Origin of the sequence: Galbibacter pacificus (assembly GCF_029603165.1) — a bacterium.
Classification (GTDB): domain Bacteria; phylum Bacteroidota; class Bacteroidia; order Flavobacteriales; family Flavobacteriaceae; genus Galbibacter; species Galbibacter pacificus.
In genome coordinates this window covers 1-13,966 of sequence record NZ_JAQSVC010000005.1, presented here as the reverse complement: position 1 = coordinate 13,966, position 13,966 = coordinate 1, and the positions used below count along the sequence as shown (strand labels likewise).

General features: G+C 37.0%; 17 protein-coding genes and 1 rRNA gene. 9 read left to right on the top strand and 9 right to left on the bottom strand.

Annotated elements, in window-relative coordinates; all coding sequences use genetic code 11:
• The first annotated feature begins 36 nt into the window (after nt 1–36).
• Nucleotides 37–711: a ZIP family metal transporter gene (locus PSF86_RS13390; RefSeq protein ID WP_277900601.1), complete on the top strand. Its 675-nt coding sequence runs from the start codon at nt 37–39 to the stop codon at nt 709–711.
• On the opposite strand, the gene PSF86_RS13385 is transcribed toward PSF86_RS13390, so the two are convergent.
• Nucleotides 708–1,901, bottom strand: coding sequence for a Gfo/Idh/MocA family protein (locus PSF86_RS13385; protein WP_277900600.1), 1,194 nt, complete (start codon nt 1,899–1,901; stop codon nt 708–710). The two genes, PSF86_RS13390 and PSF86_RS13385, sit on opposite strands and share 4 nt — an antisense overlap.
• A 281-nt stretch (nt 1,902–2,182) precedes the next feature.
• Between PSF86_RS13385 and PSF86_RS13380 the strand changes: the two genes are divergently transcribed.
• Both PSF86_RS13380 and PSF86_RS13375 read left to right on the top strand, forming a co-directional pair.
• Complete coding sequence (locus tag PSF86_RS13380; RefSeq protein WP_277900599.1) at nt 2,183–2,611, top strand: DUF4268 domain-containing protein; 429 nt, start codon at nt 2,183–2,185, stop codon at nt 2,609–2,611.
• A 61-nt stretch (nt 2,612–2,672) separates the two neighbouring features.
• Entirely contained in the window at nt 2,673–3,482 is an 810-nt protein-coding gene (locus tag PSF86_RS13375) for a mechanosensitive ion channel family protein (protein ID WP_277900598.1), read from the top strand.
• Between the two features lie 6 nt (nt 3,483–3,488).
• Here the strand turns inward: PSF86_RS13375 and trhA are convergent, their stop codons facing one another.
• Nucleotides 3,489–4,109: a PAQR family membrane homeostasis protein TrhA gene (gene trhA / locus PSF86_RS13370; protein WP_277900597.1), complete on the bottom strand. Its 621-nt coding sequence runs from the start codon at nt 4,107–4,109 to the stop codon at nt 3,489–3,491.
• Between the two features lie 162 nt (nt 4,110–4,271).
• Between trhA and pepT the strand changes: the two genes are divergently transcribed.
• Nucleotides 4,272–5,510 (top strand): peptidase T, encoded by a 1,239-nt coding sequence (gene pepT, locus PSF86_RS13365; protein WP_277900596.1) that lies wholly within the window; start codon nt 4,272–4,274, stop codon nt 5,508–5,510.
• Entirely contained in the window at nt 5,500–6,090 is a 591-nt protein-coding gene (locus tag PSF86_RS13360) for a YdeI/OmpD-associated family protein (protein ID WP_277900595.1), read from the top strand. Before pepT ends, PSF86_RS13360 begins: the two co-directional genes overlap by 11 nt.
• A gap of 55 nt (nt 6,091–6,145) precedes the next feature.
• On the opposite strand, the gene yajC is transcribed toward PSF86_RS13360, so the two are convergent.
• The 4 genes from yajC to PSF86_RS13340 form a co-directional block, all read right to left on the bottom strand.
• On the bottom strand, nt 6,146–6,436 hold the full coding sequence (yajC, locus tag PSF86_RS13355; protein ID WP_277900594.1) for a preprotein translocase subunit YajC: 291 nt from the start codon (nt 6,434–6,436) through the stop codon (nt 6,146–6,148).
• Nucleotides 6,437–6,459: 23 nt separating this feature from the next.
• On the bottom strand, nt 6,460–6,933 hold the full coding sequence (locus PSF86_RS13350) for a DUF1573 domain-containing protein (RefSeq protein WP_277900593.1): 474 nt from the start codon (nt 6,931–6,933) through the stop codon (nt 6,460–6,462).
• A gap of 92 nt (nt 6,934–7,025) precedes the next feature.
• Nucleotides 7,026–7,934, bottom strand: coding sequence for a transcription antitermination factor NusB (nusB, locus tag PSF86_RS13345; RefSeq protein WP_277900592.1), 909 nt, complete (start codon nt 7,932–7,934; stop codon nt 7,026–7,028).
• Nucleotides 7,935–8,060: 126 nt separating this feature from the next.
• A complete protein-coding gene (locus tag PSF86_RS13340; RefSeq protein ID WP_277900591.1) occupies nt 8,061–9,164 on the bottom strand; it encodes a Glu/Leu/Phe/Val family dehydrogenase in 1,104 nt (367 codons plus the stop codon).
• A gap of 139 nt (nt 9,165–9,303) precedes the next feature.
• Between PSF86_RS13340 and PSF86_RS13335 the strand changes: the two genes are divergently transcribed.
• The gene (locus tag PSF86_RS13335; protein ID WP_277900590.1) at nt 9,304–11,061 is read left to right on the top strand and encodes an ABC transporter ATP-binding protein; all 1,758 of its coding nucleotides are present in this window, start codon (nt 9,304–9,306) and stop codon (nt 11,059–11,061) included.
• Between the two features lie 76 nt (nt 11,062–11,137).
• On the top strand, nt 11,138–11,524 hold the full coding sequence (locus PSF86_RS13330) for a PUR family DNA/RNA-binding protein (RefSeq protein WP_277900589.1): 387 nt from the start codon (nt 11,138–11,140) through the stop codon (nt 11,522–11,524).
• 53 nt (nt 11,525–11,577) lie between these two features.
• Here the strand turns inward: PSF86_RS13330 and PSF86_RS13325 are convergent, their stop codons facing one another.
• Nucleotides 11,578–11,916: a tRNA-binding protein gene (locus PSF86_RS13325; RefSeq protein ID WP_277900588.1), complete on the bottom strand. Its 339-nt coding sequence runs from the start codon at nt 11,914–11,916 to the stop codon at nt 11,578–11,580.
• A 35-nt stretch (nt 11,917–11,951) separates the two neighbouring features.
• The gene (locus PSF86_RS13320) at nt 11,952–12,254 is read right to left on the bottom strand and encodes a phosphoribosylpyrophosphate synthetase (RefSeq protein WP_277900587.1); all 303 of its coding nucleotides are present in this window, start codon (nt 12,252–12,254) and stop codon (nt 11,952–11,954) included.
• Between the two features lie 167 nt (nt 12,255–12,421).
• Here PSF86_RS13320 and PSF86_RS13315 point away from each other — a divergent pair, with 167 nt between their 5' ends.
• Together PSF86_RS13315 and PSF86_RS13310 are read left to right on the top strand one after the other, a co-directional pair.
• Nucleotides 12,422–12,979, top strand: coding sequence for a thioredoxin family protein (locus PSF86_RS13315; protein ID WP_277900586.1), 558 nt, complete (start codon nt 12,422–12,424; stop codon nt 12,977–12,979).
• A gap of 119 nt (nt 12,980–13,098) precedes the next feature.
• Entirely contained in the window at nt 13,099–13,740 is a 642-nt protein-coding gene (locus PSF86_RS13310; protein WP_277900585.1) for a peroxiredoxin, read from the top strand.
• 149 nt (nt 13,741–13,889) lie between these two features.
• Here PSF86_RS13310 and rrf read toward each other — a convergent pair.
• Nucleotides 13,890–13,966 (bottom strand): 5S ribosomal RNA (gene rrf / locus PSF86_RS17945); the annotation flags it as partial.

Genomic DNA, 13,966 nt, shown 5'->3' with positions numbered 1-13,966 from the left:
TACCGGATAAGCCCGCCAAAAAAGGGTTCTTTTTATATGTTAAACTATTTACTTCCTATATTAGCAGTACTTGCAGGATATCTTTTTGTATTGATATTCAAAATAAAAGAGAAACATACGCTTAAATTGTTTTTAGCATTTAGTGGTGCTTTTTTACTTTCTATTACCGTTTTTAACTTGTTTCCGGAAGTTTACCATCATGGCGATCCAAAACGGACCGGTGTTTTTATTATGATGGGGATATTGCTCCAGATATTTTTGGAGTTTTTTTCCAAAGGTGCCGAGCATGGTCATGTGCATTTGCATAAAACCCTGAACCAATTTCCGTGGTTATTGTTTATAAGTTTAAGCATTCATGCCATTTTGGAAGGCTTTCCTATACATGACCACGATACTTTGCTCTATGGAATTATAATCCATAAAATACCCGTGGCCATAATTTTAAGTACCTTTTTTATAGGTGCAGACATAAGCCGTGGGAAAACTGCCGTGTTTTTAATCTTATTTTCCTTTATGACACCCATTGGAAGTTTTATAGCCGAAAATTTCGAACCGGTAAAAAGTTACTATCATGAAATTTCGGCTATAGTAATTGGTATTTTCCTTCATATTTCAACAGTTATCCTCTTTGAAAGTTCAGAAGGGCATAAATTCAATCTTAGAAAATTAATTGTTATCCTTGTAGGCATTGTAATTGCCTATTTTATTTAAAGCGTAGCAACATCTTCCCAGTTTACTATTTTGTTATGGTGCATGGCATCGAGCCCCATTTGTACCGAAATGGCCGTTTTGCCCCCTGTTATAACATTAGAAATAGGTTGCTCGTTATTTAAAATACTGTCTCTAAAATCCATTAAAGCCTGTTTACTGGGATCGGCATGTTTAAAAGGCAACGGAATCCCCTTTCCTTCTTCCCATCCATTGGTAATCGTGGCCCCGGAAACCCCGTCTACGTCGCCGGTAACTTTCTTCCCTTCGTAAGTACCTTCGGGATAAAACCATGCTTTTGTATAATCGAGTATAATGGTTCCCTTATCGCCCATTACCTTTATTTGGTAATCGTCTTTGGCATTGGATGTCAAGCAGGTAAAAGTTGCCTTTACACCTTCGGGATATTCGTACATTAAATGCACATTGTCGTATGTTTCCCTACCGTCTTTCCAGTAATCGATACCGCCCATGCCCATAACCCGGAGCGGATTGGACTTATTCACCCAATTGGCAAAATCTATTTGATGCGAGCAGAGTTCGGCAGGCAGGCCACCAGAAAATTCCCTGTACATGCGCCAATTAATGGCACGCTCCAAAGCTGGGTCCGGCACGGGGCGACGCCAATTCCAATTACGGTTCCACTGACTTTCAAAAGCGGTTATTTTGCCTATTTTGCCTTCCTCTATAAGTTTTACCACTTCTACATAAAGACGTGAACTGTGATATTGGTGTCCAGTTTGTACAATTTTTCCGGAACTTTTTGCCAGGTCGGCCATTTGCTTTATCTGGTCGTAGCCTCTTGTCATGGTTTTTTCGCAGTACACATGTTTTCCGGCATTTAACGCATCGATTGCAATTTTACCGTGTGTTGCAAAAGGGGTGGCTATTAAAACGGCATCAATGTCCTTATCGGCCAGCAAATCTTCATAATTTGTATACGATTTTGTGTTTTTCCCTGCTCTTTGGAGCCCATTTTGCAGTCGAAACGGAAGAACATCGCAACAAGCAGCCACATTGACCCCTTCTATTTCATTTAAAAAAGGAATAAGGCCACCTCCCCTATCGCCAGTTCCAATAACTCCTATTTGTATGGTGTTATTTGCTGTTAATGTCTTGGCAGCAACGGTTCCAAAAACAGATGTAGCAGCTAAAACTGCACTGCTTTTCTTAACAAAATCTCTACGTTTCATGTATATATACTATTAATTTATTTCAGGGCATCAATTTTATCAAAATATCAGTAAAACACAACTTTTTATAAATTTTTTATAAAACGGGTACGTACCTTACTCATTTATTATTAATTATTTTGTAAAATTAAAAATAATAAAAGTGACAAAAAAGCTTCACTCCACTTTCTTTTGTTAGAAATAAAATACTTTTACAGTTTTATATTAAGCCGAGTTCGATTATTCTGACTTTGGTTATAATAATCGAATTCAGGTTAGAATGTTTTTATTTATAATGATATATGTTTAGCAAAGAAGCGTCTAAAGCACTGCGGAAAGAATTTTGGATATCGTTCGGGAAGTCGTTTCCGAGGAAATGGATTCTTTATAATACAAAAATCAAAAACTTTTCTTTTAAATTCTATTTTGATACCAAAAAGGCGCTTGTCGCCTTGGATATTGAAGACCCTGACTTGGAGAAAAGGATTCATTATTACGAAAAACTGGAGTCTCTAAAATCGGCCTTAACAGAAAACTATCTTCCCGATGCCATATATTCGGACATTTATTTTTTAGAAAACGGCAAGGAAATCTCAAGGATTTATGTTTTAAAAGAGAATGTATGCATCCATAACAAGAATACATGGCAGGAAACCATGCAGTTCCTCAATGAAACAATGATTAAATTCGAAGAATTTTACACTGATTTTGAAGACTTTATAAAATCATAAGTTATTATTTCCATACAATTTACTATATTTACATACATTTATAGAAAATAAGCGTGGAACTATGGAAAACCTAAGCGTCGATACCATTGCCGAATATGTTTTAAAGTACGGGGTCCCTATTTTAAAAGCAATTATAATATTCATCATTGGCTCCTGGATTATCAAGAAAATAGTAAAAGGGCTTAAGGCCTTGATGAGCAAAAGAAGATATGATGAATCCTTACAAAAATTTCTTGTTAGGCTTGTAAGCGTGCTTCTACAGGTTTTTCTTATCATTACCGTTATTTCTACTTTGGGTGTAGAAACCACCAGTTTGGCCGCAGTTATAGCCGCAGCAGGCTTGGCCATTGGTATGGCCTTGCAGGGCTCGCTCTCTAATTTTGCGGGCGGGGTATTGATTATTATTTTCAAACCGTATGAAATTGGGCATTTAATAGAAGCGCAAGGCGAACTGGGCACTGTTAAGGAAATAGACATCTTTAATACCAAGCTCATTACCCCACAGAACAAGCTGGCCATTATCCCCAATGGCGCCATGGCAAACAGCAATATTGTAAATTATACAACTGAAGGGAAAATCAGGGTAGACGTAACCATTGGTATTGGTTATGATGAAGATATAAAAAAAGCCAAAGAGGTTTTATTGGAAGTATTGACCAACAACCCTAAAGTATTGAAAGACCCTGCCCCGTCTGTAAATGTATCAGAGTTGGCCGACAGCTCTGTTAATTTTGCCGTAAGGCCGTATGCAAAGCCAGAAGATTATTGGAGCGTGTTTTTTGCTACGGTTGAAGGCTGTAAACTTGCTTTGGATAAAGCCGGAATTGAAATTCCATACCCGCACTCGGTCGAAATTCATAAAGATGCATAAACCGGGCTAAATAATGCTTAAAATCATTAAATAATGAGAAATTGCCCCTGCTAAGACAAAAAGGTGCCATATAACATGGTTGTACGGTATTTTGTTTATGGCATAAAACACAATTCCAACGGTATAAAACAACCCGCCAAGCATTAACAACAAAAGTTGATAACTTGTAAAAGAAGCCATTAAATTATGTATATCGAAAACAATTAACCAACCCATGGCCAGGTATAACAAAAGCGATAAAGCTTCAAATTTTCCCGTAAAAAATATTTTAAGGACAATTCCCATAAAAGTAATCGTCCATACAATATAAAATAATATCCAGCCATTTCCCGGCACGAGCATTACCAAACAAACCGGGGTATAAGTGCCCGCAATTAAAACATAAATACTAATATGGTCCAGTTTCCTTAAAACCGTTTTCAGCTCGATTTTGTCCACTAGGTGGTACAATGTAGAAACAGTAAAAAGCAAGATCGAGGAGAAGCTATAAACACATATGCTTAAAATGCTAAAATCGGTTTTATGACTATTAAAACTTAGTAAAACAAAGAATCCGAAAATGGCCAGCAAAACTCCAAAACCATGAGTTAATGTATTCCAAAATTCTTCTTTGGGAGATTGATCCATAAAGCAAAAATAACCAACAAACTTCACAATTAATTAAACCCGGTAAAACTTAACATCAATTTAAATCCAAGGACGATTCAGCGTATTTTGTTTTCAATAACTTTTTGGCACCCATAAGCATCAACATTAGATTATTATATTATTTTTGATAAAAACTACTTTATGCAAAAGATAATCGACCGCTTTATTAGCTATGTAAAAATTGACACCCAATCCAATCCAGATAGCGATTCTACCCCAAGTACAAAAAAACAATGGGACTTAGCAAACAAGTTGGCTGAAGAACTAAAAACCATTGGGATGGAAGATGTAAGCATAGACGAAAATGCATACGTAATGGCAACATTGCCCACAAATATAGATCGAAAAATTCCTACAATAGGGTTTATAGCCCATTTTGATACTTCGCCAGATTTTTCTGGAGCCAATATAAACCCAAAAATTATTGAAAATTACAAAGGCGGGGACATTGTTTTAAATGAAGAAGAAAACATAATCTTGTCGCCAAGCTATTTCGACGACCTAAAACAATACAAAGGCCAAACCATTATTACAACCGACGGGACCACCCTCTTGGGCGCTGATGATAAAGCAGGGATTACAGAAATAGTAACCGCCATGGAATACTTGATAGACAATCCGCACATTCATCACGGACCCGTTCGCATAGCGTTTACCCCAGATGAAGAGATTGGCCGGGGCGCCCATAAATTTGATGTGAAAAAATTTGGGGCCGAATGGGCCTATACCATGGATGGCTCCCAAGTTGGGGAGCTAGAATACGAAAACTTTAATGCAGCAGGCGTAAAAGTTACCGTTAAAGGAAAAAGTGTACATCCAGGGTATGCAAAAGGCAAAATGATAAATGCCATTACCATAGCCAATGAATTTTTGTCTATGTTACCAAAAAAAGAAATGCCGCAATTTACGCATCACCGGGAAGGATTTTTTCACTTTTACGAATTTAAGGGCAATGTTGAACATGCCGAAATTAACGGCATTATACGAGACCACGACAGAGATAAATTTGATGCCCGGAAAGAACTCCTAGAACGTATGATAAGCGATTTAACCGATCGGTTTGGCAGTATTATTTCCATAGAAATCAAGGATCAATATTACAACATGAAGGAAAAAATAGAACCCGTAATGCATATTGTTGATATTGCCGAACAAGCCATGCTCGACCTAAATATCGAGCCCATAATAAAACCTATTCGTGGCGGTACGGACGGCTCTCAACTTTCGTACATGGGTTTGCCATGCCCCAATATTTTTGCCGGCGGACATAATTTTCATGGAAGGTACGAATACGTTCCGGCCGAAAGCATGAAAAAAGCAACTGATGTTATAGTCAAAATTGTAGAATTAACGGCAAAATATTATAACGATGAAGCCTAAAAATGTAGACGAATACATACAAAAACATTTGCAGTGGGAAAACGAACTAATGCTACTCCGCTCTATAATAAATGAAACAGAGCTTGAAGAAAATATTAAATGGGGAGCGCCCACTTATACGGTAAACAATAAAAACGTAGTTGGTATCGGGGCTTTTAAAGCATATGCCGGGTTATGGTTTTTTAATGGGGCCTTGCTTAAAGATGAGGCAAAAATGCTAATAAATGCACAAGAAGGTAAAACAGTAGCTATGCGGCAATGGCGCTTTAATACCATTGATGAAATACGGCCCAAACTTGTAAAAAGCTATATAGAAGAAGCTATTGAAAACCAGAAAGAAGGCCGGGAAGTAAGTATTGCGAAAAAGCAAAAAAACATCATTTCAGATGAATTGTCTGTAATGCTAAAAAATGATGCAGCGCTAAAGAATTCCTTTGATGTGTTTACCAAGGCCAAACAAAATGAATTCCACGAATACATAAACGAAGCAAAAAGGAAGGCGACCAAACAAAACAGGCTCCAAAAAATAATTCCGATGATAAAATCGGGAGAAGGCTTATACGACAGGTACAAAAAATAAAAAAAGCACCAAATCCATAAATGGACAGGTGCTCTTTTGTTGTTAAACTATAAAATTATTTTTTTTTCTCGACAGGAGCGTTTAATTTTTGAGACATTTCCAAGGAAAGTGCCGATCGTTCAAACTTCATTTTTCCTGCCATGGTTTCAATAACACAAGTATTATCGTTATTAAGGTCTATCACCTTTCCATGCAATCCGCTTTTGGTAACAATGCGGTCTCCACGCTTTAACTCTTGTGCAAATTTTTTCTCCTGCTTTTGCTTTTTAATTTGCGGACGTATCATAAAAAAATACATTACCGCGAAAATTAAAATAAAGGGTGCAAATTGATTTATTGCTTCCATTAAAATTTAATGATATTTACTAATTATGCTTTTGGTTGACCCGCAGCTGCTTCTTTAGGTTCTACAAAAGCCTTAATTCTTAATTGTTCGGTTCCTTTTTCGGTATTGGCTGTAATAGTAACGGTTTTTGTTACCTGGTTTCTACCACTACCATTGTATTTTACCAAAATCTCCCCGGTTTCTCCAGGAGCAACAGGTTCTTCAGGTTTTTGAGGGATTGTACATCCGCAAGAACTTTTTGCACTGGTTACTATAAGGGGCGCATCGCCTGTATTTTTAAATTTAAATACTTTCTCTACACTTTGACCTTGAGGGATGTTACCAAAGTCGTATTCGGTTTCTTCAAAAGTCATAACCGGCAATTTTTTTGCCGCTTCGTCGCGTTGCTCTGCTTTGGCAACATTTTCAGATTTAACTTTATTTGCTGCATTATTATCTTTACATGATGTAAAACTCACGGCAGCAGCTAATGTAAGTACCAAAAAAACTTTTTTCATCTTTAGATTGTTTTATTGTTTATAAGTGGTTAATATTTGAGGTTTACCTTTATTTGTTTTCTTAAACAAGAGCCAAAAATACTAATATTTTTTTACATCAAGCCCCTGCCCGACTTATTTAACGAATTGTTGGCTTGATATTCTTTCACCAGTTTGTCCAAAATTCCGTTTATAAAAATACTGCTCTTTGGCGTACTGTATTCTTTGGCTATTTCCAAATATTCGTTAATGGTTACTTTTACCGGTATTGATGGGAACTTTAAAAATTCACAGATTGCCATTTTTAATAATATGGAATCCAGTTCGGCTATACGGTCTGTATCCCAATTTGGGGTTTTTCCTTCTATTGCCTGTTGAATTTTCTCGTTGTTTAAAATGGTTTTCTTAAACAACAGGCTTGCAAACAGCTTATCGTCTTCATCTTTAAACAATGATGGATGGAAATAATCATCTGGAGCTTCGGGTTTTAGCTTCTTTATCATCTTCATCAATAAAGTGTTCACCAAAGGAAGGTCGTCCACCCAGGTAAGTTTCTTGTCCTCAATATATTCGTACAATTTTTCGTTGGGTGCTATAACCTGTTGATAAAGGTCCAACATAAGGTTTCTGTCATCCTTAAAGCTTTGGGCATCGGTTTGCATATAATTTTTATACAGGTCGCTCTCGATTATGGCCTTGTATATAATTTTTACATATTCTTCGTCCAGCTCCCAGCTTACATTTCTGTTTTTCAGTTTTTCTGGCAATACTGTATCATTGACCAATTTTTGTAAAACTGCATTTTCAATAAACTTTCGTTTTGGATTTTTTTCTTCCTTGGTGGCAAGGTATTTTTTTTGTGAAAGCGAAGATTGTTCTTCGGCCATTTTCTGTACTTCTACCAATAGCGCAAGAAGGGTTAAATACAAATTATACATATTCTCCATGCTACTGGACAGAAACTTTTCTTCTTTACCTAAATCAGTGTTTTCCGATTGTACAAATGCGTATATAGATTGCATTACCTTAACTCTGATGTGTCTTCGTGTTAACATGCCTAAAGAACTTTCGTGCCTATAATAAATTAATGAGGGCGAAAGGATTTTTCCCTTTCGCCCTGCAAAAATATAATTATTTTAGAAACCGGGTTATTTTTTCAATGCTATTTTTCGGTTATCTATTCTATTTTGTGCAATGCTCAAAGCGGCTTCATGTGTCGTGCAATCGTGCGTATCGGCATGTGCAAAAATATCCAAGGTTGTTTTATAGATGTTTTCTGTCTTTCTTAATATCTCTTTTTTATCATACCCTTCCAATTCGGCATATACGTTTATGATCCCTCCGGCATTTATCAAGAAATCGGGTGCGTATGCAATGCCCCTTTCTTTTAAAATGGCACCGTGTATTTTTTCGTCTGCCAATTGGTTGTTTGCTGCTCCGGCAATTACTTTAGTGTTTATTGCGTTTACCGTGGCGTCGTTTATGGTAGCCCCTAAAGCACAAGGTGCATATATGTCTAATTGATGGTTGAATATTTCGTTTCCGGGCACTATAATTGCTTTGTACTTTCTGTTTAGCTCGGCAAGCCTCGCTTCGTTAATGTCTGATATAAAAATCTGCGCACCTTCGTTGAACAAGTAATCTACCAATGTTTCTCCAACATGGCCAACGCCTTGCACCAATACTTTCCTACCTTCAAGGCTATCGTCGCCAAATTGATAATGTGCGGCAGCTTTCATCCCCATAAATACACCATATGCCGTAATGGGCGATGGGTTTCCGGCGCCTCCCTTTTCTTCTGAAATTCCGGTTACATACGGGGTAACTTCTCTCACGGTATCCATATCGGCAGTTTCCATACCAACATCTTCAGCAGTAATATATTTACCGCTCAACGAATGTACAAACTCCCCAAAACGCTTCATGAGTTCGGGCGTTTTTTGTGTTTTGGCATCTCCAATTATAACGGCTTTCCCACCTCCAAGGTCCAACCCTGTTATTGCAGACTTATAGGTCATGCCCCTTGACAAACGCAAAACATCGTTTAGCGCCTCCCATTCGTTTTCATAATTCCACATTCTCGTGCCGCCCAAGGCAGGTCCTAAAACTGTGTTATGAATTCCTATTATTGCTTTTAATCCTGTATCTTTGTCCTGACAGAAAACGATTTGCTCGTGATCATTAAATGAAAGTTGACCGAAAACCGGATCAACTTTTTTAAGTTCTGCAGGGGCTATCAATTCTGATATCATAAATTATTTTTTTGCGTGTTAGCTTTGATTTTATATATCGTCAAAATATACGTGCAAAAATAAGAATATTTCAATATAAAAGCTGAAATACGTCCTTGTTTTGAGGATTTCACAAAAAAACCGATTTTAGAAAAAAGAAATGAAGGAACTTAAATATATTAACAAATTCTTTAAGAAATATAAATGGAAATTACTAATTGGTGTGTTAATTACCATATTGGCAACCATTTTTAAATTGGTATTGCCTGAATATGTAGAGCAATCTGTAAGTGTTGTTGAACAATATATCTTAAATGAAAACTCAGATCTTTCCGAAGTAAAGTCAAAACTCCTAAACTATATTTTAATAATTATAGGTTCGGCAGCATTGTCTGCTTTGTTTACTTTTTTAATGAGGCAAACTATTATCAATATTTCCAGATACATAGAATTCGACCTCAAAAACGAAGTGTATGAACAATACCAACGGCTATCTTTAAATTTTTACAAAAAAAACAGGACCGGAGACTTAATGAACCGTATTAGCGAAGATGTCGGACAAGTTAGAATGTATGCGGGGCCTGCCATTCTTTATAGCATACAGACCATTACATTGTTTTTATGCGTTATTCCGTTAATGTTTTACACAGCGCCCAAACTTGCGGCCTATACCCTTATCCCGCTACCAATATTATCGGTGCTGATATACAACATAAGTAAGATAATACACAAAAGAAGCACCAAGGTTCAACAATACCTGTCCAAGCTCTCCACATTTACACAAGAGTCTTTTTCCGGAATTTCCGTTATAAAGGCATATGGAATAGAGCCCAGAATAGGGCAACAAGTAGACGAACTTGCCCTGGAAGGAAAAAATACCAACATGGACCTGGCAAAAGTCAATGCATGGTTTTTCCCATTAATGCTGCTCCTTATTGGCGTGAGCAATATTTTTGTTATTTATGTTGGCGGTATTCAATATATAAACGGCGAAATTGCCAGCACGGGAGTCATTTTAAAGTTTATTATATACGTCAACATGCTTACATGGCCAGTGGCTACCGTTGGCTGGGTAACATCTATTGTACAGCGTGCCGAAGCATCGCAAAAAAGAATAAACGAATTTTTGGACTTAAAACCGGAAATAAAAAACCCAACCGGCGAATCTTCGAAAATTAACGGAAAAATAGAGTTCAAAGATGTTACTTTTACCTACGAAGATACCAACATAACGGCATTAAAAAATATTTCGTTTACCATAAACCAAGGAGAAAGCTTTGCCATTATTGGCAAAACAGGCTCGGGAAAATCCACTATTCTCGATTTAATAGGCCGGCTGTACGATGTATCTTCGGGAGAAATCTTAATTGATGGCGAGCCCATTGAAAAATTAAACCTATTGGATCTAAGGAATGCCATTGGCGCTGTTCCCCAAGACGCCTTTCTTTTTTCAGATTCCATTAAGAACAATATAAAATTCGGCAACAATGAGGCCACCCAGCAAGAAATAGAAAATGCCGCAAAACAAGCCGCCGTACACGAAAACATTACAGCGTTTACCAAAAAATACGATACCATACTCGGGGAAAGGGGATTAACGCTCAGCGGTGGACAAAAACAACGAGTTTCCATAGCAAGGGCCCTTATTAAAAACCCTCAAATATACTTGTTTGACGATTGTTTATCGGCAGTCGATACGGAAACAGAAGAAGAAATCCTGAATAATCTAAAGGATGTTTCGGCAAAAAGCACCACGATTATTGTGAGCCACCGTATTTCATCAGCAAAAAACGCAGATAAAATTATTGTCCTCGAGGAAGGCGAAATTGTAGAGCAAGGCACTCATAATCAACTTATAAACAAAAAAGGGTACTATCATGAACTGTACCTAAATCAGTTATCAGAAAAAGAAAACTAAAAAATTTGTTGTTTCATTACATTTTTTTTCACATTTTTGATTTTGTTAACAATTATAAAAAGTATTTAGAGGAATTATGAGCGATAAAGGTTTTGTAGAGAAAGATGAGATATTCTCTAAAGTGTTGAGAGCCGGAAGAAGAACCTATTTCTTTGACGTAAGGGGCACCAAGGCAGGTGATTATTACCTAACTATTACCGAAAGTAAGAAATTTACCCACGACGATGGATCTTACCACTACAAAAAACACAAAATCTATCTGTACAAGGAAGATTTTGCCTCTTTTAAAGAGAATTTAGAAGAAATGATCGATTTTATTATCGACGAAAAAGGAGAAGAAGTAATATCTGAACGTCACCAAAAAGACTTCAAAAAAGAAAATTTCTCAGACAATGGGGAATCTAAAGAAGGTGAAGAGGTAACTACAGAGAAGTTTACCGATATTAGCTTCGACGATATATAAAAAGACAAAATAAAACCGCTATATATACATTATACAGCGGTTTTTATGCTTTTTTAACCTATCCTTAACCCGTTTTCAATTTTAAAATCCGGGTTCAAGAGTGTAATGTCATTATCCTTATCAACAGCCCCAATCACCAAACATTCACTCATAAAATTGGCTATCTGCTTTTTAGGGAAATTTACAACCCCGATAATCTGGCGGCCTATCAAATCTTCTTTTTTATACCTTTTGGTAATTTGGGCAGATGTTTTACGTATCCCTATTTCTTTTCCAAAATCAATAATCAACTTATAGGCAGGATTTCTGGCCTCTGGAAAATCATGCACTTCCATAACCGTACCCACCCTCATGTCTACCTTTAAAAAATCGTTCCAGGATAATAGTTCCATTTAAATAAAAAATTAAAGCTTAAATGGCTAATATATCACTTAAGTTTTAACTTTTCAATCATTTCTCTTGGTACATTTCCGGCATAAGCCCCATAAGCATCTACCAATAGCCCTTTTTCACCACTAGACGTCTCTATAACATACAAAACAGAACTGTCGTCAGGATTCGTTATCCCTTCAAAACGGTAATAATTTACCACATCCAATGTTCCGGCATCGTGAATTGTTTTTCGACTTTTGTTTTCAACTCCGGCATCACAAAGATTAAAATCCTCTGTATACCCCTCCTTTTTTAGTTCATCGATGGCTATCGACAAACTTTCATATGATTTTTCCATAATTATCATCCTTTTTAAGGTTTATAAGAAGTTACAAACAACCAAATAAGCAGCCAAAACTTTAGTTTTTTTTTAAGATTAAGCACCAAAACAAAAACTAGTTATCCAACTTCTTTTTTAAATAAATGCTTATTTGTAATTTACAGGAAATAGTAAAACGCGAAACGATGGCAAGAACAGAGAGTAATATGCTAGCATTAGGCACAAAAGCACCTAATTTTGAACTTTTGGATACAGTATCCGGCAAAAAGCTTAAATTGAGTGATGTTTATGGCGAAAAAGCTACCGTAGTGATGTTTATATGCAACCACTGCCCATATGTAAAACATTTAAATAAAGAGATAGCAAAACTTGCAAACGATTATGCCGATGCCGAGGTGGGCTTTGTGGCCATATCCAGTAACGACGTTGATAAATATCCAGAAGACGCCCCCGATAAAATGAAAATCAACGCTGAGGAAAACGGCTTTAACTTTCCATACCTATACGATGAGACCCAAGAAGTTGCTAAGGCTTATGATGCCGCTTGTACCCCAGATTTTTATGTGTTCGACAGAAACTTGGAATTAATTTACCGTGGCCAATTTGACGATTCTAGGCCCGGAAACAGCATGCCAATATCTGGACGTGACATAAGGACAGCCATAGATGCCGCAATAATGAGCAAAAACATCTATAAAGCCCAAAAACCGAGCATGGGATGCAATATAAAATGGAAAGAATAGTTAAGACAAAAAAGCATCAACAAAGTTGATGTTCCTTTAACAATCTTTTATAACTAAGATTTAAAATTTATTTTATTAATCTAGTAACTTTGTAGAGTAATACTAAAAATCAAAATAAAATGGCAACACTTAGATTAGGCGATGTAGCACCGGATTTTACTGCACAGAGCTCACAAGGAGAAATAAACTTCCACGAATTTTTAGGCGACAGTTGGGGAATCTTGTTTTCCCATCCCGCTGATTATACACCAGTATGCACGACAGAATTAGGGACTGTAGCTAAATATAAAGATGAATTTGAAAAGAGAAACACCAAGGTAATAGCGTTAAGTGTTGACGGTGTAGAATCTCACAAAGGCTGGATAAACGACATTAACGAAACACAAAATACCAGTGTCAATTTTCCTATAATTGCAGATGAAGACCGTAAAATAGCTCAATTATACGATATGATCCATCCTAACGCAGATGCTACATTAACAGTACGTTCCGTCTATGTAATTGCACCCGACAAAACCATTAAGTTAATGATTACGTATCCTGCTTCGACCGGGAGAAATTTTGATGAATTATTACGTGTCATTGATTCATTACAATTAACCGCCTACCATAAAGTAGCAACTCCGGCCAACTGGAAACATGGAGAAGAAGTGGTTATTAGCCCAGCCATTTCAAGTGAAGATGCCAAGAACATATTCATAAAAGGCTTTAAGGAAGTAAAACCCTATTTACGCTTAACTCCACAACCCAATATTGATTAAAAGGATTAATCAAAACAAACCCACTAAAGCTCCAAATGGAGCTTTTTTTATGCGCTTTAAATAATGAATTACGGCGTTCCTTGGCGCGGCATCCAAAAAAAAAAGGGCAAAAAAAAGCCCCGATGTCCGTCCGGGCATCGGGGCTCAAAAGAAGGCGGCGACCTACTCTCCCACTTGCGTAGTACCATCGGCGCTGGCGGGCTTAACTGCTCTGTTCGGAATGGGA

What these genes read in the sequence shown, in the direction of transcription:
- pepT (WP_277900596.1), top strand. Translation starts at nt 4,272, where the DNA reads ATGCAAAAGATAATCGACCGCTTTATTAGCTATGTAAAAATTGACACC.
- PSF86_RS13390 (WP_277900601.1), top strand. Translation starts at nt 37, where the DNA reads ATGTTAAACTATTTACTTCCTATATTAGCAGTACTTGCAGGATATCTT.
- PSF86_RS13325 (WP_277900588.1), bottom strand. Translation starts at nt 11,916, where the DNA reads ATGGAACTATTATCCTGGAACGATTTTTTAAAGGTAGACATGAGGGTG.
- PSF86_RS13330 (WP_277900589.1), top strand. Translation starts at nt 11,138, where the DNA reads ATGAGCGATAAAGGTTTTGTAGAGAAAGATGAGATATTCTCTAAAGTG.
- PSF86_RS13315 (WP_277900586.1), top strand. Translation starts at nt 12,422, where the DNA reads ATGGCAAGAACAGAGAGTAATATGCTAGCATTAGGCACAAAAGCACCT.
- PSF86_RS13340 (WP_277900591.1), bottom strand. Translation starts at nt 9,164, where the DNA reads ATGATATCAGAATTGATAGCCCCTGCAGAACTTAAAAAAGTTGATCCG.
- PSF86_RS13350 (WP_277900593.1), bottom strand. Translation starts at nt 6,933, where the DNA reads ATGAAAAAAGTTTTTTTGGTACTTACATTAGCTGCTGCCGTGAGTTTT.
- yajC (WP_277900594.1), bottom strand. Translation starts at nt 6,436, where the DNA reads ATGGAAGCAATAAATCAATTTGCACCCTTTATTTTAATTTTCGCGGTA.
- PSF86_RS13375 (WP_277900598.1), top strand. Translation starts at nt 2,673, where the DNA reads ATGGAAAACCTAAGCGTCGATACCATTGCCGAATATGTTTTAAAGTAC.
- nusB (WP_277900592.1), bottom strand. Translation starts at nt 7,934, where the DNA reads ATGCAATCTATATACGCATTTGTACAATCGGAAAACACTGATTTAGGT.
- PSF86_RS13335 (WP_277900590.1), top strand. Translation starts at nt 9,304, where the DNA reads ATGAAGGAACTTAAATATATTAACAAATTCTTTAAGAAATATAAATGG.
- PSF86_RS13385 (WP_277900600.1), bottom strand. Translation starts at nt 1,901, where the DNA reads ATGAAACGTAGAGATTTTGTTAAGAAAAGCAGTGCAGTTTTAGCTGCT.
- PSF86_RS13320 (WP_277900587.1), bottom strand. Translation starts at nt 12,254, where the DNA reads ATGGAAAAATCATATGAAAGTTTGTCGATAGCCATCGATGAACTAAAA.
- PSF86_RS13380 (WP_277900599.1), top strand. Translation starts at nt 2,183, where the DNA reads ATGTTTAGCAAAGAAGCGTCTAAAGCACTGCGGAAAGAATTTTGGATA.
- PSF86_RS13310 (WP_277900585.1), top strand. Translation starts at nt 13,099, where the DNA reads ATGGCAACACTTAGATTAGGCGATGTAGCACCGGATTTTACTGCACAG.
- PSF86_RS13360 (WP_277900595.1), top strand. Translation starts at nt 5,500, where the DNA reads ATGAAGCCTAAAAATGTAGACGAATACATACAAAAACATTTGCAGTGG.
- trhA (WP_277900597.1), bottom strand. Translation starts at nt 4,109, where the DNA reads ATGGATCAATCTCCCAAAGAAGAATTTTGGAATACATTAACTCATGGT.